The organism is Legionella anisa, assembly GCF_001467525.1.
GTDB lineage: Bacteria > Pseudomonadota > Gammaproteobacteria > Legionellales > Legionellaceae > Legionella > Legionella anisa.
In genome coordinates this window covers 385119-403771 of sequence record NZ_LNXS01000029.1, presented here as the reverse complement: position 1 = coordinate 403771, position 18653 = coordinate 385119, and the positions used below count along the sequence as shown (strand labels likewise).

Here is an 18653-nt window from a genome sequence, read left to right as displayed (position 1 = left end):
TACTCCTATAATTGCTTAAATATTAAGATTTATATTTCTTAAATCCGTTCATTTATTATCCAGCATCAGGCTTATAGAGAGTTGAATTCATCTACGCATTTTTGCACCTTATAGGGTTAAAGATGAGCATTTAACGATCGAATAAAGGGGCTATTAATTTTGCATTAATACAGGGATTGATTTGCAATGCTTAGTCAGGCAGGTTGAGTCATTTTGAGAGGTACAAATGGATCCCTGCCTAGCAGGGATAACAGAGAGCAAATAATTTCAGATATTCCTCTCAGGTAAATAGTTAGTAGGTTGGGTCATTTTGACCCAACAATTCAATACGCTCACCGAGGCCTCGATGAATTGGACGTGTGAATGAGATTGCAATGGGTGATTGTTAGTTGTGTTTGTTGGGTCAACGACCCAACCTACTCGCTAACTTTTCCCCAAGATTCTTAACTTGTGACTAAGAGACGCCTACGCAGAGGAGGACAGAATACAAATAATTTCAGATATTCCCCCCAGTTAAATAGAGAAAGGATTTATAGAGGAGTTTGAGGATGGGCTTAGCTCACTTTCTAGCTTATCCACTAATTTTGTGCAATGTACACCATCAGTAACAATAATTTTACCCACTAATTGTTCATTCGGTACATTGGTTTGTTCCCGCATGGAATTCATTCCTGCTAAAGAATAATACATGGATGCTTCATCGCTGCTATGAGGTGGCAGCCCCACTGCGCCCTCATTTCCAGGACGGCTAATGCTATCGCCACATACGTGTGTCGCCAGATAAGCTTCTTCTGCATCACTTAAGCAAGGGGTCAATTTCTGCACCACCGTAATTCGAGGATGCACTATCTGTGCAGGGTAACTCATATCCTTACCATAATTCATATAGTAATCTAAATCGTCTGGATGCAAATCAAAGCGTTTCATTAAGGAAGGAAAATTAATTAATTCAATTTTATTAATTTTTTGAAGCGGCAAAGTGCTTAACAATTCATTTAAAACTTCCAGATATAAAGATTCTAATAAACTCTCTAATGAACTAATGCCAAAGGCACCCAAACCAAGACCTTTTAGGCGGATCACACCTGGTTCCAGCATAAAGAGATCACTCGCCATAAGTGTTTGTTTCAGAGTATGTCTCAGTCTGGTTTTATAAGCATTGACATAGAAATAAGCTTCTTTAAAACCAAACTCTCCTTGAGGCAATTTAAATTTGATTAACTGGCATGCCTCCTTTGACTTAGGTCCTTGCGGGTATTCATCCCCATAGAGATCTTGGACAACCGACGCAAAACTTTTGTGATTTAATGCTTTTGTTCGCCTATCATAATGTGGGTGCCCTGGTTTTTCATCAGCGTATTCCAAGCACATTAATGCATCATAGTGCAAACTTTGTCCGTTTCTTAGTTCTGGACCTACCGCATAATTAATAAGTACTGGCCCCAAATGCGCTTTTTCTAATTCTTGAAGCGCATTTCCCGAACGGTAATTAGGAATTACTCCATTGTTCCTATATCGAACTCCATTTTCAATTGGCAAAAAATAACCATTGGCAGAAACTAAGTGGGATAATGCGCTTTCCTCCATGGTTAAATAATGTTCGTATAACTTACTTTTATCCTCTGGAGTACCAACAGCTAATAGTTTATCGCGGTCAGAAAGATGCTGCAGCGGCTCCATTAACTCTTGATGCCCATTTCTATAATAAAGCAGCCGACCGTCTTGATATGCAGCCTCATATCGTGCTTTGATTAATCGACATATCATCTCTTCAAAAGTGATTTTACGATACAGATTTCCAAGAAAAGTGTGCTCTTGTTGTTTTGCTTTATAAAATTTCTCGAGTATGGCCAAGTGCTCATCTAAGATGAGCTGATAACAACTCTCATCCAATAAATTTACAAAATTAACCTGATCTTGGGTTAAATATTTTCGAAACTCAAATAAACTACTTTTTATCGGTCGTTTGTTGAGCCATGCGCTAAACATCGAGCTTAGTGATTGCTCTTGAGTTAGAGCGTCTAATAATCTCTTTCTTATTTGTAACGTTTCATTGTGCAGATCTTTGCCTTTGAAGTCAGGGACGTGAGAAGAAGGAGAACTATGAGAAAACATGGAATGGCGGCGTATATGCGATGTGCGGGCAAGTCGAGAGCTGTTTATCATTCTTGAAAACATAATATTCCTTTTTTAATTCAATTTAACATGACTTATTTACCATTTATTATCCGATCTCAAGCTTATAGAAAGCTGAATTAATCTACGTATTTTTTGCTTTATGGGGTTGACGCGTTAATGGAATCAGATCCTAGTAAAAAGGCTAATTTTCTAATGACAATGCATTATGGAACGATTTTGGGAGCCAAGACTAATTGATACGTGCTAAGTTCTATTGTTGGGATAATTTAATGAGAAGAGCCCGACAGGCATGGATTATGAACCCTGGAGTTCAAGTGGGTAGCGGATGAGTCGGTTCAGGCTTCCCACTCAAGGTGGGCCTGCACAACGCCGGCTTCAGGATGCTTCCCATGCTGTTAGCATTGGTTCTAAAATCTCTTGCTATCGGGTTAAGCTGATTATACCACGGCCATCTTGATTAAAGTCAAGAATGACGCAGGTTTTAGTGGAGAGGACTGTTCACTCTCTGTATTTTCTTCATTCTAATGTGTAAGGTGCAGTTTTTAAACTCGTACGCGATTAACCTTTTGATGAAAGTGGGAAACACCAGTGAAAATTGAGAGTGCGTTTGATTCCCAAGAATTTATCGTTTACCATGTCGTGGCAATGTCAAACCAAAATTCGTTCTTCTGTATTTTATTAGAACAACCAACATAAGAGGTTATGATGGTAGCAACTGCATCAAATATGCTTCCCTTGGGGAGCAAGGCACCTGATTTTACTTTAGTGGATACTCGCAACGATCAATGGGTTTCCCTTGCTCAGATTAAATCACCCATTGCTACGGTGATTATGTTTTTATGCAATCATTGTCCCTATGTGAAACATATTCAAACAAAAATAGTAGACTTGGCTGAAACGTATCAGAAAAAAGGAATTCAATTTGTGGCGATCAGTTCTAATGATGCAGAAAAATATCCTGCGGATGGTCCAGAAAAAATGCGAATTGAAGCAGAACTATTTCACTATCCATTTCCTTATTTATACGACGAGTCCCAAGAGGTAGCTCTAGCATATCAAGCTGCATGCACGCCCGATTTTTATATTTTTGATAAGGATTTGCTTTGCGTTTATCGTGGCTGTTTGGATGAATCAACACCTGGGAACGAAAAACCAGTGACTGGCTCCCATCTACAAAACGCCCTGGATAATCTTCTTGCTGGAAAACCAGTAAGCTCTGAACAAAAACCAAGCATGGGATGCAATATTAAGTGGAAGGATCACATGTATGGATAACACTCGGTTTCCCATGACGCCGATTTCAGGATGCTTCTCGTGCTGTTAGTATTAAAAAATACTGAAGGGAATCATTTCGATTCATTTTTTGATTGCCTTTAGGAAGCAAGGCATCTGATTTTACTTTAATTGATATGCGAAAACACTCAAGGGTTTCTTTTGTTAAATCGCCCATTGCAAAGGTGATTATGTTTCATTCATAAGAAAATAGCTGTGTTACAGCTATTTTCTACAATTGAATCAGATTCATAAGAATCATTCTTATAGTATTTTGCATTGGGCTTCTTGTCTGTTTTCTTCTGATTCTTCTTTTGTAAGCTCTTTTAGATTAAACCAATGGTTTAAAACATCAATGCCATTCGCAACGTAAGGAATTGTAGAGGGAAGTGGTGTGATGGCTTTAAATAAAGCATCAAATCCTCTATAAGTATTTAATGCGATCACAACATCCTTAACCATGTCAGGTGCCTGCTTACACATTAAAATGACCGCTGTAAGCGCATGAATGGAAATATCAATGGCATACTCAGAAGGATTAGCATCCGGGTTATTCCACAAATCATACAATACTGCAAGGCTTGTAAGACCATTGTAAATGATGCAAGCATTTCTCAGATTAATATATTGTCTGAAATTATCAAAAAACCTAGGCATTATTCTTTTCCTCTATATTATGTAATTTAACATCCCTACTAAAATCTTTTAATACCAAAATTTTAGTACCCCAAGTCTATCATTATTACTAAAACAACAAGCGAGATAAAAATCACTAGTACCTATGCTTCGCTGAACTGAATCGAAGCTTTTTTATGAAAATTAAAATTTTTCAGGATCAGCTATTTCCCAATGTGCTTTATAGCTCTTAGGAATGTCAGAACTTAATAATTGACCCGGTGTAAGATACTCATAAATTTCATTAAAGGATTTAACCTCTTGCACGCTTACTCGTCTCATGATGTGGTTAGGTTTCAAATCGCTGGGGTTTTCTAACCCAAGTGACCCCACCATTTCCAAAAAGCTTTTTATGGTGTTTTTATGAAAATTGGCTACTTGATGTTTTTTCTGATCGACAACCAGGCCATATTGTAATCGTTTATTTTGTGTCGCCACACCTGTGGGACAAGTATTCGCATTGCATTGTTTGGTCTGCAGACAACCAGCAGCCATCATCATCGCTCTTGCTGAATTGCACATATCGGCACCTAAGGCGATATTGGTCAGTAAATCAAATCCATTTGCAACTTTACCACTGCAAATAATACGTATTTTATCACGTACGTTAATCCCTACTAATGCATTATGTACAAAGACTAATCCTGCTTCCAAAGGAGTTCCGATAAAATTAACGCATTCTTCTGGTGCAGCACCTGTTCCTCCTTCTGCACCATCAACGGTGATGAAATCGGGTAAAATGTTGGTTTTCAACATCGCCTTACAAATGGCAAGAAATTCATCTCTACGCCCCAAACATAATTTAAACCCTATGGGTTTGCCATGGGATAAGTCACGTAATTTTTTTACGAAATGCAGTAACCCTATAGGAGTAGTAAAAGCAGAATGAGCCATCGGGGAAATGACATCATGACCCATAGATACTTTTCTTACGTTCGCTATTTCTTCGGTTAATTTGGCGGCAGGTAATATGCCTCCATGGGAAGGCTTGGCTCCTTGAGATAGCTTAATTTCTATCATTTTTACTTCGTTACGATTGGCTTCAGCGGCAAATTCTTTCTCGTCGAAATTTCCTTGTGCATCGCGGCAACCAAAATAGGCCGTTCCGAATTGAAATACCAGATCGCCGCCTTGCAAATGATAGGAACTTAATCCCCCTTCACCGGTAGCTTGGTAAAAACCGCCAATGAGCGCTCCCTTATTCATGGCCATAATTGCTTTGCCAGACAGTGCACCGAAGCTCATGCTGGAAATATTAAAGCGTGAGGCACTGTATGGTTGTAGACAATCCGGCCCTCCTACCATGATTCTTGATTCAACTTCTGAATGATGTTTCGGAGCTAAGGAGTGGAGAGCCCAAGTGTAACCAACACTTAAAATGTCGCGTTCCGTACCAAATGGAACTGTATCACGTGTATTTTTTGCACGCTCATAAATAAGCGAACGTGTTTCACGGTTAAATGGGAGTTCGCTTTCATCAGTGGCAATAAAATATTGTTGAATTTCTGGGCGAAGAAACTCTAAAAAATAGCGTACATGGCCTAAAACTGGGAAGTTACGTAAAATGGTATGTTCTTTTTGCATCAGATCGTAGATCCAAATCACAATAAGAGGAATAAGAAAAGCGATAAACCATTTGATGCTATGAAACATAGCAAATAGGGCAAGCATAATGAGTAAAGCTATCCCAAACCCTATATACCATTGGCGCCTCATTTTAAGTCCTTTTAGTCAAAGTTGGTTTCCTCTTAACTCAGAGAGAATATCTTCCCACTTGCAGCAAGCGGGAGAAGCATTTTTTGCAATTTACAGTAAATTTAATCTAATTCTGGAATACGGTCTACCATTTCACCACCTACCATTTTATTGATTTTATTTTCTAGTGAGTTAATAAATTGTGTCACTTGATGTTGCTGGTGTGCTTGTTTGTTTTTGCATAATATTAATTCATGACTGATATCAAGTGCAGCAAGTAACAAGGTTTGGAAATTGTCCAGCTGCTTTGATTTCTTTTTATTAATCATTATTTGGTTATTTAATTTCTGCACTGCAAGCAGCAAATTAGGTTCTTCGCCTTCTGGGCACTTAATTTCATAAGTTTTATTGAGTAGTTTGACAGTACACGATTTCATCTGCGTCATAATAATAAGACCTTTGCAATTCCATAGAGAGCGTGTGTGAATAGTAACAATTTTGCTCGCAAGCAGCAATTAGTAGGGTGAACGCTGGCGTTAAATCGGTTATCATGGGGTATTTTTTATAAATGAGTTGAATATGTCTGAAGAAAGAGAACATTTGCATTTGCCCGATCATGATGAATTTTCTGCAACGATTGCTGTCTTGATGTTGCACATATCTACCAGTTTATTGCATGGGATGATGTGTGGCTACCTCTGTGCCGGTGCTGACAGTCAAGGCGAGGCATATTTACGTGCTTTATTGAATAATAAAAAAGACGAAGCCAGCCGTAATGCTGTTTTAGCTATGTTTTCTGTTTTTTCTATAAGCCAGCAACAAATTAATACCATGGATTTTGAATTTGAAATGATGCTGCCTGATGATGAGGAGTCCTTGCTGGTACGAGCGCAAGCTTTTAGTGAATGGTGTGAAGGTTTTACTCAAGCCTTGACTTTAGCTGGCATTAGCGCCAACCAATTTCATGACGAAGAAGCACAAGATGCATTTCAGCATCTTATTGAGTTTGCTGAACTTGATTGTGATACATTGGATGTAGACGAAGAAGATGAGCGTGCATTAATGGAAGTCAGTGAATACGCACGAATGGCCGTCCTTCGTTTACACAGTGATTTAGTAATGAATGAGAAAGAACGTGGCGGTCATACTGGAATAACTCATTAAAAAGGATGTTACTATGATTTCCCAACACGAATATCAAGCAAGAAGAAGCAAATTGGCGCAGAAACTGCCTAAGGACAGCATCGCCATTATTCCTGCTGCTCGCGAAGTATTACGTAATGGTGATGCACATTATCGTTTTCGACAAGATAGCCATTTTTATTATTTAACTGGATATAATGAGCCTGATGCATTATTGGTTCTTATAACAGGAACGAATACACAGAGTATTTTATTTAATCGTTCACGTAATCCTGCAGAAGAGCAATGGACTGGAAAACGTCTAGGACAGGATGGGGCATTGTCTGAACTGGGTATGCAAGCCGCTTTTCCAATAGACAGTATTGCCGAAGAATTACCCAAATTATTAAATGGAAAATCAGCGATTTATTACGCTCTTGCCCGAAGTTCAGAAATAGAAAAAACCATCATGCAATCATTGGCCGCACTTAAGGATCAAGTACGACGAGGAGTTAAAGTTCCTGACCAGTTGTGTGATTTGGAGCCTATATTAGGTGAAATGCGTTTATTTAAAAGTGATGCCGAACTGGAATTAATGCGCCAAGCAGCAAGTATTTCCGTTAAAGCACATGAGCATGCAATGCGTCGTTGCAAACATTTGGAACATGAGTATCAACTGGAAGCAGAGCTTGTTTATGAATTCAGTCGTCATGGTTGCCGCAGTGTGGCCTATGATCCTATTGTAGGCGGTGGCGAAAATGCGTGTGTACTCCATTACACAGAGAATAGTAAACCCTTACATCGAGGTAGTTTGGTGCTCATTGATGCAGGGGGGGAGTATGAAAATTATGCTGCTGATATTACGAGAACATTTCCAATCAATGGTAAATTCAGTCCAGAACAAAAAAATATCTATGAATTGGTACTCAAAGCACAAAAAGCAGGAATCGCGGCAATTAAGCCCGGTCTGCCCTGGAATGCAGTGCAGCAAATTATGGTACGTATTTTAACCGAAGGACTAAATGAGTTGGGCATTTTGCAGGGAGATGTGGACGAACTCATTGCTAAAGAGGCTTATAAACCGTTCTACATGCATAATTCCGGACATTGGTTGGGACTTGATGTACATGATTGTGGTCTTTATAAAATTAATGGCGAATGGCGGTCTTTAGAAGCCGGAATGGTTTTAACGGTTGAACCGGGGTTATACATTAGTTCGAATACTGCAGGAGTAGATAAACGCTGGTGGGGTATCGGTGTGCGTATTGAGGATGATGTAGTTGTAACAAAAACAGGCCATGAAGTATTAACAGCAGCATTGCCTGTGGATGTACATGAGATTGAGGCATTAATGCGTGATTAATAAAGAAATTGATATATTGGTTATCGGTGGTGGTTTAACAGGTGCAACCTTAATGCTTGCTTTACAAGAATCGGGCTATAGCACTTTGTTGGTAGAAGCCAACCCGTTTAGTGATAAAATAAAATCTGATTTTGATGCACGATCCTTGGCACTCTCACCTGCAAGTCGGCGTATTTTAAATATGCTTGGAGTTTGGGATCTCCTTAAAGATCATGTAACGGCAATAAACACAATCCATGTTTCCGATCAGCATCATTTTGGGATATCGCGTCTGCAAGGTGAATTGAATGCCCCTTTGGGCTACGTTGCAGAAATGCAACATATAAATCAGGCTTTGCATCAATTATTACCTCATGACCGGCTTATTGCTCCAGCAAGCTTACACTCTTTGGACTATGAGAACCATTCAGCAACAATTCTTACGGATTCTGGAGAAATAAATGTTGCTGCACGCCTCATTGTTGCTGCAGATGGTGCACAATCTGCGGTGCGTCGTTTTTGTTCATTATCGGCAAAGACTAAGCTTTATGGCCAACACGCGATTGTAGCTAATGTGGGTTTGCTTAAGCCGCATGAGTACCGTGCTTATGAGCGTTTTACTGCGCGTGGACCTTTGGCACTTTTACCCATGCAAGAAAATAGAATGTCTTTGGTTTGGGCTGTTTCTCACAAAGAGGCAGAGCATTTGTTGTCTTTATCTGAGACTGAATTCTTAAAGGAATTACAACAGACTTTTGGTTATCGTTTAGGTCGTTTTGCTAAAGTCGGTAAACGTTTTTCTTATCCTTTACAACAAGTTTTAATGCCAATGCAAATCAAATGGCCAGTAGTTTTTGTAGGCAATGCCGCTCATACGTTGCATCCAGTAGCTGGGCAAGGTTTTAATCTGGGACTTAGGGATGTGGCTACTTTAGCTCAATGCATTGCTGAACAAGGGCTTAATGCAGAGATGTTGCATCATTATGTGCGGCTAAGATCGCATGATCAAAAAATTATTACCCGTTTAACAGATGGTTTAATTCAAGTATTTACCAGTCGTTTCCCGGGATTAGGTGTGGCTCGTGGGTTGGGATTGATTGCTCTTGATAATATTCCTGCTTTAAAAAACCTTTTAGCACGATATGCACGAGGGTTTGGGGGAGTGATTCCTGATTTGGTTTGTGAAATTGCTTTGCCAAAGCTACAAGAACAGTTATGAAGGAAAAGAAATGAGTCTGCAATTTAATGTATTAATCATTGGTGGTGGCATTGTAGGTTTAACCGCTGCTTTGGCCATGGCGCAGCGCGGTTACTCTGTAGCTGTTATTGATGCGGGCTCATTAAAAGTCGATAGCAAACGATCCGATACTCGAGTTTATGCAATTAATCATGCATCACGGACTCTGTTGCAGCAATTAAATACCTGGCAGCATTTGGATATGTCTCGAGTTTCCCCATACAGATGTATGTATGTTTGGGATGCTGAAAGTAAAGCACATATTGATTTTGACTCTCGTTATGTCGGTGCACAGAACTTGGGAAGTATTATTGAGGAATCTGTATTGAAACATGCTTTATTGCACCAAGTATCTACCCAATCCTCCATTCATTTATTTCCTGAAAGTCAGGTTGAGGAAGTATTTAGTGAAGAAACCGGAGTTAAAGTGTGCAGCAAACAGCACGCTTGGGAAGGGCAACTGTTAATGATTGCTGATGGAGCCAATTCACCAACACGACAAAAATTCAAAGTACCCTTAAGCAGCTGGTCTTATGAGCAGCATGCATTGGTTGCCACAGTCTCTGTTGAGAAGCCACACCAACAAACGGCATATCAAGTATTTCGCGCGGATGGCCCTTTGGCATTTTTACCGCTGGCTGATGTACATCAATGCTCTATAGTTTGGTCCACTGATCCCTCACATGCAAAAAAATTAATGAGTTTTTCAGATGAGGAATTTAATGCGTCTTTAACACAGGCTTTTGCTAAAAAGCTAGGCCGGGTAGAAGTCATCAGTAGGCGTCATCAGTTTCCTTTACACATGAGGCATGTGAAACAATATGTAGGTGATCGTTGGTTACTTCTTGGCGATGCAGCACATACGATCCATCCTTTGGCAGGCTTGGGTTTAAATGTTGGCTTGGCGGATGTGAGTTCCTGGATTCGCTATTTGGATGCAGCTCAAGATACTCTTTTATCCAAGAAAGCATTGGGTGCATATCAGCGCGAGCGCAAACATGAGGTATGGCAAATAATCATGTTGATGGAAGGGTTCAAACGTTTATTCAGTAATTCCTTTATGCCACTTGTTGCTCTGCGTGGTTTAGGTTTAAGTCTATGTAATGGATTAACCTCTATAAAGCGGTTATTTATTCAACATGCGCAGGGTATACAGCAGTAACTTTCTTTTAACGAATATCAAATTCTATTTTCATCAAATCTTCTTGAGTTGATTCACATTAAAAAATTAGATGTTTTTTAATTCTTTTATTTAATCACACTGCTTAATATTTATTTAATATTTCTTTTATATAATCGCCTTCAATGTAAATTTTAGCTTAGAAATTTGAGGGGATTATGTTAGCAAAATTGTATTCTTGTAAGTTTTTTGAAAAAGGCGCAAGTATTGGTAGAAATCTTTTGGAAATGAGCGACCCTATAGTCGGAAAGGAAATAGTAAAACTTCAAAAAACCTCATTACTTATACGTGTAGATGGACGAGCTCCTGATATTTTTCATCAACAAGGTGGAATTCTTCCCCGTGTTCCAAAAAATCAATTGCTCAACATTCGCCATTCTACGGTATGTGAGTATCAACGATTTAATAAAGATCCTTTTGGATGGGGTGCTTGTACCTCTTTAAAAGATCTGATGGTATTTATGGATAAAAATAAATCACATGCATCGGACTCATGGATACATAAGTTTTATGGTAAATCAACGTCACTCATGATGTTAAAATATAAAACAGGAATTGAAAGTGAAGGGCATGATAATGAAAATGAAGAACTCATTGTGGAACATATACCATTCAGTCAGTTTATTGCCTCTACGTGTCCTAAATATAGAGAAAAATTCATGAGTGGTGGTTTAGTACCTAATATCATGCATGATTATAATCCTGATCTGCCAAAATCAATGCGTATGAGCGATTTACTTACTGAAAAAGATGTTCTGACCTGGTTGTTGATCAACAATGCAGAGCAAACATTTGTTGATGTTTGCAGAACAGTATACGCGGATACGCCTAAAGACATATTAGAGCGGTTTTTTCAGCCGGATCAACAAATTTTGAGCGCGATTAGCAGAGTCTTAGAAAATACAAGCTCGTTAGAGTTGTAGGCCCTTGGATTTTAAGTCTACGAGCTCAGCGTCAAACGTGCTGCTGATTTTGACCGGAATATGATGGTCAGAGTCAAGCAGCAATGGGTTTGCCACCGGTATTTGATCGATACGCAATGATGAGTTTAGCCCTATCATTGCTTCTACACTACTAAATCCCCACTCATTTCCTATATAGGCAAACGCATCTGAAGGATTAATTGCACAAACATAATAGTTTTCAATTTCTTCTTGCGTAAATTCCAGGACGTCCCGATATTGTTGATATACTTCAATCTGTTCCATTGGTTGATCCATTATGGAAGCAAATTGTTTTTGAAACTGCTCACTAAATGTGGGGAATTCAATTTTTGCAATCCAAGGATATGAGTTTTCCCGCAGCAATTGTTGGAATGCCCGAAGATAATAGGGATAAAGAAGATGCTGTATGTCATATTGGCCATTCACTTTTGCAAAAAAACCCATTCCCACTGCAGTGGCCTTTAATAAAGCAGGTTTTCCTGCCTCTTTAGCTGCCTTATTAACGCCAGTAAGCAACATCGAAATATCTTCCAGCTGATGTCGGAAATACGCAGCAGATACAAAAAGTACCGCATTTTTTTTAGTAAAAGATGAATAAAATTTATCAGGAGCTGAACGTGCAAGAAATGGAAATCCAGTGCGGATACGAGTAAGGAATTCATTTGAATCATAGGGTCCAAGGGATGCTTGCGCCTCTTTAAAATCAGTGGGCAGATTTTTAAATAAATGGGCGAACATTGGATTATCAATTTTAGTGTTTATCGGATCCAGCATGAACAGCGAATAATGCAGATAAGGATTTTCAAAAGTGGCTCCTGCAAGCGAAAAGATCCCTACATTATAAGGGTTTTTCTTCATCTGCCTCGGATTCATTGTAGGGTACCCCCCCGAAGCAAATACCGAGCTATTGGAAAAAACAATTTTTTTAGCTGCAGACAACCGTTCAGTAGGAGATAAAAGTTCGGGATGGGTTAATGGAATGCGTGCAAAAAAATCAGGTACTAGCGGAAATGAGATTCCATTTTGAAACACACCGTCCCTATCTCCGGAAACATTGATAGCAGGTATTTTGGTTAATGCTCTACATAGAGAAAAAGGCGCATTGGTATCATTATGAGCAAAATAATCTTGATTATAAAATATTTTTACGGATTTTTGCGTTGTGTCGCGAAGGGGTTGAGGAAAGCGCTTGTCTAATCCACTCGCTTTAAATTGTGTATTAAGCCATTCCTTTGGGGGTATGGGCTTGGAGGGGGCGGTTGGACGAAAGAACGTTTTTAAAAACATATAAATTCTCAACATGCTTATTTCCACCAAGGTTATATCATATTCAAGCTAATTTGAAAATAAAGTGACCATTATTTTAAAGATTAATCATGAATTGTTTTGCGAAAATAATAATGACATAATGGTCAATTATTACATTATTTAAAGATAGTCTCTATGTACAGTCGTATTTTTGCTCAAACCGGCTCGGGTTCTGTTGGAAAATTCTTTGGTTTATACGGCAAAAGTATGTCTACGCTTCGTCTTGGACGTATGGCCCCTGAGACAACCATTGATATCATTGAACAAGAATTACATGCAGAGCTGAAAGAAAAGGGATTAGTAAAATTAGGTAAGACTTTAGAAGAAGAGCAAAAAATTTTATTGGATCTCCAAGCAAAGCAAAAAGATAATTTAAACCGAATTAAAGAAGCATGTGTTAACCCAACACAAAAGCGACTCGCCCAAGGATATAGTATTAATGGATTGTTCTGGAGTCTGAAACAAAAAGAAATGAACCAAATTGCAACAAAAGAGGCGATGCAAACTAGGGAAGAGACGATTGATTGGCTAAAAGCACGCCAAGATTTGTACGCTGCACTCAAACATGGTTCTGACAAAAATTGTTCATTAAGTTGAGAAGTGTCTTCCTTTGATAGTGCAAAGATCAAAGCTCGCACACTATTCCTCAGTGAGAATGTTTAATTAAGCATATGCTGTAAGCTTAAATCATCTAATAATTACTCCAATTTGGGCAAAACCACAAAAATTCTCTTTTGACCGACTATTTTTTTTATTAGAATTCGCCGCAAATACAAATATGAAGAATCAATATGACAAGAACCGTTAAATTTTTAAACAGTGCAGATCGAGAGCAAGCCGCAGAGGAAATGCTTACAGAACAATTGGTTTTTTTCCCCGAGGAGGCCGAGTCCCAACAAAGACTATGCAATTATTTGGAGACTAACTGCAATCAACCAGGCTTTAATTACCTAGGCTCAGATTATGATAAGGATGTAATTATAGCTGCGGCTCCTAATCTTGGCCCCAAGCAACTGGCAGTATATGCGGGTAAATCGTTTAAGAAAGGAGACATTGTTGGGGAAATAAAAGGTATTGAGTTATTTGGTATTGGAACTAGTACTGAGATAGATTGGTTGGTCAAAGAGTATCAAGGAAACTCCACCTTTGTTTGGAAATTGAATTTAGATGATCACGATGAATATGCTGTAGTAATTGATTTGTTGAACGCAGGCACCAATACACGCTGGGTGAACCATGCGATGCAGCCTAACTTAGAAGTAAAAGTCACTTGCCATCAACGTAAAGACGAGGAAGGAAATACTCTATTTGATTACCATGCCTATTATGTAGCAACTCGAAGAATTGCTGTTGGTGATGAGTTGACTATTTCTTATGGGGATGAGTATTTTACAAAAAAGCGTCCCCAAATCATACGTCAACCACAAACTTTGATTGAAGTTCTGCATGATCTGGCTAAAACTCAAGATCAAGAGCTTACAACAAGTACAATGGGTACACGTGAAGAAATAAAAAATTTTTTCAGTTCATTAACTCTAAGAGCCGACATGCGAAAAAAAGAAGCTAAAAGGCACATGTATTTAGATAAAAATTTAGATCCTAAAATTTATGATTTGTATAAATCAGAAGATGTGGTGCGCTTACAAAAAAATCAAAAAATGATACTGCAAAGTAATTCACCTTATCATTTAGTTATTGCGCCTACAGAGCGAAGAAAAGGAGAATATCGTTGCTCTTTATTTAGTGGACAGAAAATTCCAGCACGAAAACCACTATGCCAGCTCGTTGGTCAGCAAAGAGATGATGTTCCCCGAAGGGTCAGTGAGATGCACATATGGGCGATGCAGCAGGGTATTGATACGAATTATTTAGTGCAATCAAGTAAAGGTGGATATCTTTATACCAAGGAAAAGGCTTCAGAAGCCTATTGCATAGAAGGCGCGAAGCAGAGAAATGAAGCGAATGTACGATTTGATTTTAAAACGAATTCATATATAACGACACGTGAAATTCAACCAGGTGAAGAAATTCTTGCCTTTTATGAAAATTATGATTATAGCGCCTCACCTACTACATTGTCGCAAGTGGTCGCTGATTTTAATGAATCCCAATATTATTACCAAGCCACTTGGAATGAAGCCGGAATTAATATGGAGTATGTGATACCCAAAACTCCTGGTTATAATTTAGATGAATTTGTGGAGTCATTTTTTTCTCCACATTTCGATAAAGAGCAAGAAGATGAGTGGAGTTTAACACTTGGTTCTGAGTTTGATGAACATGAAAAAATCCTAACACCCGGGTCTAATTTTGAGGTCTTTGAACAAGAAGACCCACAAAGTTTGGAAAAAGAAGAGTATTCAGAGGAAGGGGAAAACATTCATGGAAAAAGGAAGTCGACTTGGAGTCCAATGTTCCAATTTGCTGGAGATTCTACGAACAAAAAACAAAAAAGTTCAGCAATCAGAGAGAATGAAAAGGAGGAAAATCTTGGTACAGTGACTCCACGCGGCCTCAATTTTAGTAATTCACCCTGATTAATGGGTCAGGATGACCCTAAATTAACTTTGAGTGGAAGTGTTTTAGTCTATTTTAAACGGGCAAAATGTTCACGGCTAAAGGTTACTTTCTCAGCAACTGTCTCATTAGGGTGCTCCTGATGGCGCGCTTCGATCGCTCGATAGCGTTTTAATCCTCCTTCCCTATTCGCAATTTGAATATTTAAGCCGGGACGCGCATTCAATTCGAGCATTAAAGGCCCTTGATCTTTATCAAGGACGATATCTACGCCAAGATAGCCCAGACCCGTTAGTTCATAGCAACTGGAGGCGATCTCGAGTATTTTATTCCAATAGGGTACTTCTATATTTACAATGGGATTCAGGGTGTCCGGATGATAATCGATGATGTCATTATGGAATACTCCGCCAAGAGTTTTTCCAGTGGCGAGGTCTACTCCAACACCAATTGCTCCTTGATGTAAATTTGCTTTGCCACCGGACAAACGAGTTGGAAGTCTCACCATGGCCATTGCGGGATAACCCAATAAACTAATAATTCGAATATCAGGAATACCTTCGTAGCTTACTTCGGCAAATACGGGGTCTACTACTACGCGTTTCTCTATAATTGCATAATCTGAGGAGCCGCCAAGACTATATGCTCCTGAAAGCAAGCACGACAAATGGTAACTAAGTTCCTGGGCGGTGGTAAGTTTTCCATTAATTTGTCGATAACGACCATAGACCTTATCTTTAAAAACTAAAATACCATCCCCACCAGAACCACGTGCAGGTTTAACCACGAAGTCATTATAAGGCTCTAAGCGTTCCTCTATGGTTTTAATTTGTTGCTCCGTTTCAATGATATCGTATAAAGGTGGAACTGCGATACCAGACTTCAGAGCCAGCTTTTTTGTTTTTAACTTATCATCAACCAGAGGAAACAATTTTCGCGGATTGTAGCGCAATACAAAATCTGTATTGCGCTGGTTAATACTTAATATTCCGTGATTTTTTAAACGACGAAACAGGCTTATCATTCTACATGTCCCGCAAGTGACTTAAAGCGTTTCAACTCGAACAATCGATATCCTCGATATTGGCCGAACCACAATATTAAAGCCAATAAAACTAAAACCAATTCAGGGAATGCGAAGATTAGGTATTGTAAGGGTTCATAGCTCATTGCCCAATAAGAAATAACTGCAGCGACTAGGCTGCCTATACCGGATTTTATGGCTTCTGAAGCACCTCGCTCATCCCAAGTAATGCACATGCGTTCTATAGTCATAGTTAAAATGACCATGGGGAATAAGGCAACCGATAGTCCTGCATCCAAGCCAAGATTGAGACTGAATACACTAATAAAGATCATGAGCAAAATGACGACGGTAAGAATTGCCGCGAGTCGTGGAACTAAAAGTAACCTTAATTGATCCAGATAAAAACGTGCCAATAGACCAAAGGATACAATAATGACAAAGAGGCAAATTCCCCAGATTACATGGGTTTCTCTAAAGGCTAAAGCGATTAAAACGGGCATAAACGTACCAAAGGTTTTAATCCCGATAAAGTTCCGCAGAATTAAGATAATAAAAGCACCTATAGGTACAGTTAATAAAATCTTATACGTTTCCTGCACATTGACTGGCAATTGCAATAATGAGAAACGTAACAGTTGTGAATCGGATTGCAAGCCTCGTGATTTGGCAATACTTAAAGCGTTTATGGGGGTGGGAGACACGGTTAAACTAAATTGGACTTTTTTACCGCCATCGACATTAAATACAGGCTCATTACCATATTGCCAAATAAGAAAATCTTTAGGTAGACCTGCCCCACCGGTTCTAGGATTAATATAAATCCAGCTTTTACCATTGAATACGGCCAAAAATGAACTTAACTCGGCTTTGCTTTTTTGGGACAAATAAATTCCCTTTACTGGAACGGCAGAGATTTTAGACTGATTCAAAATCAAAATTGCTGCATTGATAAGGCGTTCATCACTAAAATCATTACTTGTCAGTAACTTGGCATTTCCATCTTTTTTATTCAGTTCTTTAATAGTGCTCTGAGCAAAGGTTTTAATATCTGCAGAGGATTGTCGTACCTGGCTGGTAATGGTTTCAACAGCCGACTTTTGGCTTTCTTCAAGCGGTTGGGTTTTGGCTGCGGTGGGAGGTCCTAATGGTGATTCATTTCCTTCGGCTTGACGGAAAATGGCTCTGTAATACAATGATTGTGCGCCATGTGCGCGCCTAATTGACCAAACTGTTTCCCGGTTATCTCCATTTAAGTTCGTTGTTACCCCATAATTCCTTGATACGAAATATTCATCAAGAATAGCGAAATGTGGTGGTAAATAAGGAATGTTAAAACTTGCTTTAATTGGTGTGTTGGGATCCGCAACAAAACGCAAGTTGGATTCAACCATCCAACTGTTTATCGTTTCGGTGTCAGTTAAAGGCACATCGAGTACAAAGTGTCGATACAAAAAAATTCCTGTTCCAAGGATCAATAAAGTAAAAATAAGTCCATAAACATGACGCGTATTATTTTTCATTGTTTTTTAAGACTCTGGTTTCTTAAAGTAAATGTGAGTGCCGGGTTTACTGCACCATTAAAAGCAATGATTGCATCTCTTCCTAAAAGCAAAGGATAGAGGAAACGTTTGCGATTGGTTAAATTCACTTTAATTGTTCTGACTTTATCTCCAAGCTGTAAATTAAGCAGGACAACAGGGCGTTTGATTGGTGCGTGTGCCATTATCTCTGATCCATGTTCTCCATCACGAACTTTAATTTTTACTCGACCTTTATATTCTGCTTCAAATACGTATTCTCCACTTTTAGTGGGAACAATAAAACGCAAATAAGGTACGCCATTTTTAGTAATTTCAGTTATGTTGGTCGCATTTAATGATGCGGATTTAGCTCCGGTATCTAATTTTGCTGATAAGATCAAGTCCTTTTCGGGAAACGAAACTTTCTCAACATAACCATAAATTTGTGTTTCATTTGATGCCATAACCGATCCAGTCATTAGTGCTGCCAAAATAAAGAGAGCAAGTATTGATCTCATTGAGTCCTCTTTCCTGAGTTGTTTTAATATTTAGTGCAATATCGTAGCAGGTTTGCCTCATAAGTCACAACCCGTAAGTGGGTTTAATGAAATATTTTTTGTACGAACTGAGTGTGCTCTCCTTAATCGGGCTACGCTAAATTTGTATCTTTTTGAT

Annotated in this window: 16 protein-coding genes and 1 other RNA gene; 8 read left to right on the top strand and 9 right to left on the bottom strand. The window is 38.9% G+C overall.

The window, feature by feature from the left end:
* Positions 1 to 513: 513 nt before the first annotated feature.
* The gene (locus tag Lani_RS10940) at positions 514 to 2178 is read right to left on the bottom strand and encodes a hypothetical protein (protein WP_019232600.1); all 1665 of its coding nucleotides are present in this window, start codon (positions 2176 to 2178) and stop codon (positions 514 to 516) included.
* Positions 2179 to 2412: 234 nt separating this feature from the next.
* A non-coding RNA gene (ssrS, locus tag Lani_RS19530) (6S RNA) lies at positions 2413 to 2572 on the bottom strand.
* 272 nt (positions 2573 to 2844) lie between these two features.
* Here ssrS and Lani_RS10935 point away from each other — a divergent pair.
* The gene (locus tag Lani_RS10935; protein ID WP_019232599.1) at positions 2845 to 3414 is read left to right on the top strand and encodes a thioredoxin family protein; all 570 of its coding nucleotides are present in this window, start codon (positions 2845 to 2847) and stop codon (positions 3412 to 3414) included.
* A 261-nt stretch (positions 3415 to 3675) separates the two neighbouring features.
* Here the strand turns inward: Lani_RS10935 and Lani_RS10930 are convergent, their stop codons facing one another.
* The 3 genes from Lani_RS10930 to Lani_RS10920 all read right to left on the bottom strand — a co-directional run bounded on the left by Lani_RS10930 (position 3676) and on the right by Lani_RS10920 (position 6227).
* Complete coding sequence (locus Lani_RS10930) at positions 3676 to 4068, bottom strand: hypothetical protein (RefSeq protein ID WP_019232597.1); 393 nt, start codon at positions 4066 to 4068, stop codon at positions 3676 to 3678.
* Between the two features lie 162 nt (positions 4069 to 4230).
* Positions 4231 to 5802: an FMN-binding glutamate synthase family protein gene (locus Lani_RS10925; RefSeq protein ID WP_019232596.1), complete on the bottom strand. Its 1572-nt coding sequence runs from the start codon at positions 5800 to 5802 to the stop codon at positions 4231 to 4233.
* A gap of 101 nt (positions 5803 to 5903) precedes the next feature.
* On the bottom strand, positions 5904 to 6227 hold the full coding sequence (locus Lani_RS10920; RefSeq protein ID WP_040522058.1) for a cell division protein ZapA: 324 nt from the start codon (positions 6225 to 6227) through the stop codon (positions 5904 to 5906).
* 133 nt (positions 6228 to 6360) lie between these two features.
* On the opposite strand from Lani_RS10920, the gene Lani_RS10915 reads away from it, so the two are divergent.
* The 5 genes from Lani_RS10915 to Lani_RS10895 all read left to right on the top strand — a co-directional run bounded on the left by Lani_RS10915 (position 6361) and on the right by Lani_RS10895 (position 11585).
* Positions 6361 to 6945, top strand: a complete 585-nt coding sequence (locus Lani_RS10915; protein ID WP_019232594.1) for a UPF0149 family protein — start codon at positions 6361 to 6363, stop codon at positions 6943 to 6945.
* A gap of 13 nt (positions 6946 to 6958) precedes the next feature.
* Entirely contained in the window at positions 6959 to 8266 is a 1308-nt protein-coding gene (gene pepP, locus Lani_RS10910; RefSeq protein ID WP_019232593.1) for a Xaa-Pro aminopeptidase, read from the top strand.
* Entirely contained in the window at positions 8259 to 9464 is a 1206-nt protein-coding gene (gene ubiH, locus Lani_RS10905; protein ID WP_019232592.1) for a 2-octaprenyl-6-methoxyphenyl hydroxylase, read from the top strand. Before pepP ends, ubiH begins: the two co-directional genes overlap by 8 nt.
* A gap of 10 nt (positions 9465 to 9474) precedes the next feature.
* On the top strand, positions 9475 to 10644 hold the full coding sequence (locus Lani_RS10900; protein ID WP_019232591.1) for a UbiH/UbiF/VisC/COQ6 family ubiquinone biosynthesis hydroxylase: 1170 nt from the start codon (positions 9475 to 9477) through the stop codon (positions 10642 to 10644).
* A 176-nt stretch (positions 10645 to 10820) separates the two neighbouring features.
* A complete protein-coding gene (locus Lani_RS10895; protein WP_019232590.1) occupies positions 10821 to 11585 on the top strand; it encodes a hypothetical protein in 765 nt (254 codons plus the stop codon).
* Here Lani_RS10895 and Lani_RS10890 read toward each other — a convergent pair.
* Positions 11574 to 12908 carry a hypothetical protein gene (locus tag Lani_RS10890; RefSeq protein ID WP_019232589.1) on the bottom strand — a complete coding sequence of 445 codons (1335 nt, stop codon included), beginning with the start codon at positions 12906 to 12908 and terminating at the stop codon, positions 11574 to 11576. The genes Lani_RS10895 and Lani_RS10890 overlap by 12 nt on opposite strands.
* Positions 12909 to 13049: 141 nt before the next feature.
* Between Lani_RS10890 and Lani_RS10885 the strand changes: the two genes are divergently transcribed.
* Positions 13050 to 13511, top strand: coding sequence for a hypothetical protein (locus Lani_RS10885; protein WP_019232588.1), 462 nt, complete (start codon positions 13050 to 13052; stop codon positions 13509 to 13511).
* 194 nt (positions 13512 to 13705) lie between these two features.
* Positions 13706 to 15451, top strand: coding sequence for an SET domain-containing protein-lysine N-methyltransferase (locus tag Lani_RS10880; RefSeq protein ID WP_019232587.1), 1746 nt, complete (start codon positions 13706 to 13708; stop codon positions 15449 to 15451).
* A gap of 50 nt (positions 15452 to 15501) precedes the next feature.
* Here Lani_RS10880 and Lani_RS10875 read toward each other — a convergent pair whose 3' ends face one another.
* The 3 genes from Lani_RS10875 to Lani_RS10865 are packed head-to-tail and all read right to left on the bottom strand — an operon-like array spanning position 15502 to position 18496.
* Positions 15502 to 16455, bottom strand: a complete 954-nt coding sequence (locus Lani_RS10875) for an alpha-L-glutamate ligase-like protein (protein WP_019232586.1) — start codon at positions 16453 to 16455, stop codon at positions 15502 to 15504.
* A complete protein-coding gene (locus Lani_RS10870) occupies positions 16452 to 17978 on the bottom strand; it encodes an inactive transglutaminase family protein (RefSeq protein ID WP_019232585.1) in 1527 nt (508 codons plus the stop codon). Before Lani_RS10870 ends, Lani_RS10875 begins: the two co-directional genes overlap by 4 nt.
* Entirely contained in the window at positions 17975 to 18496 is a 522-nt protein-coding gene (locus Lani_RS10865) for an ATP-dependent zinc protease family protein (protein ID WP_019232584.1), read from the bottom strand. Before Lani_RS10865 ends, Lani_RS10870 begins: the two co-directional genes overlap by 4 nt.
* Positions 18497 to 18653: the final 157 nt, after the last annotated feature.

What these genes read in the sequence shown, in the direction of transcription:
- Lani_RS10885 (WP_019232588.1), top strand. Translation starts at nt 13,050, where the DNA reads ATGTACAGTCGTATTTTTGCTCAAACCGGCTCGGGTTCTGTTGGAAAA.
- Lani_RS10895 (WP_019232590.1), top strand. Translation starts at nt 10,821, where the DNA reads ATGTTAGCAAAATTGTATTCTTGTAAGTTTTTTGAAAAAGGCGCAAGT.
- Lani_RS10915 (WP_019232594.1), top strand. Translation starts at nt 6,361, where the DNA reads ATGTCTGAAGAAAGAGAACATTTGCATTTGCCCGATCATGATGAATTT.
- Lani_RS10865 (WP_019232584.1), bottom strand. Translation starts at nt 18,496, where the DNA reads ATGAGATCAATACTTGCTCTCTTTATTTTGGCAGCACTAATGACTGGA.
- Lani_RS10935 (WP_019232599.1), top strand. Translation starts at nt 2,845, where the DNA reads ATGGTAGCAACTGCATCAAATATGCTTCCCTTGGGGAGCAAGGCACCT.
- Lani_RS10940 (WP_019232600.1), bottom strand. Translation starts at nt 2,178, where the DNA reads ATGTTTTCAAGAATGATAAACAGCTCTCGACTTGCCCGCACATCGCAT.
- pepP (WP_019232593.1), top strand. Translation starts at nt 6,959, where the DNA reads ATGATTTCCCAACACGAATATCAAGCAAGAAGAAGCAAATTGGCGCAG.
- Lani_RS10870 (WP_019232585.1), bottom strand. Translation starts at nt 17,978, where the DNA reads ATGAAAAATAATACGCGTCATGTTTATGGACTTATTTTTACTTTATTG.
- Lani_RS10890 (WP_019232589.1), bottom strand. Translation starts at nt 12,908, where the DNA reads ATGTTGAGAATTTATATGTTTTTAAAAACGTTCTTTCGTCCAACCGCC.
- Lani_RS10880 (WP_019232587.1), top strand. Translation starts at nt 13,706, where the DNA reads ATGACAAGAACCGTTAAATTTTTAAACAGTGCAGATCGAGAGCAAGCC.
- Lani_RS10920 (WP_040522058.1), bottom strand. Translation starts at nt 6,227, where the DNA reads ATGACGCAGATGAAATCGTGTACTGTCAAACTACTCAATAAAACTTAT.
- Lani_RS10925 (WP_019232596.1), bottom strand. Translation starts at nt 5,802, where the DNA reads ATGAGGCGCCAATGGTATATAGGGTTTGGGATAGCTTTACTCATTATG.
- Lani_RS10900 (WP_019232591.1), top strand. Translation starts at nt 9,475, where the DNA reads ATGAGTCTGCAATTTAATGTATTAATCATTGGTGGTGGCATTGTAGGT.
- Lani_RS10875 (WP_019232586.1), bottom strand. Translation starts at nt 16,455, where the DNA reads ATGATAAGCCTGTTTCGTCGTTTAAAAAATCACGGAATATTAAGTATT.
- Lani_RS10930 (WP_019232597.1), bottom strand. Translation starts at nt 4,068, where the DNA reads ATGCCTAGGTTTTTTGATAATTTCAGACAATATATTAATCTGAGAAAT.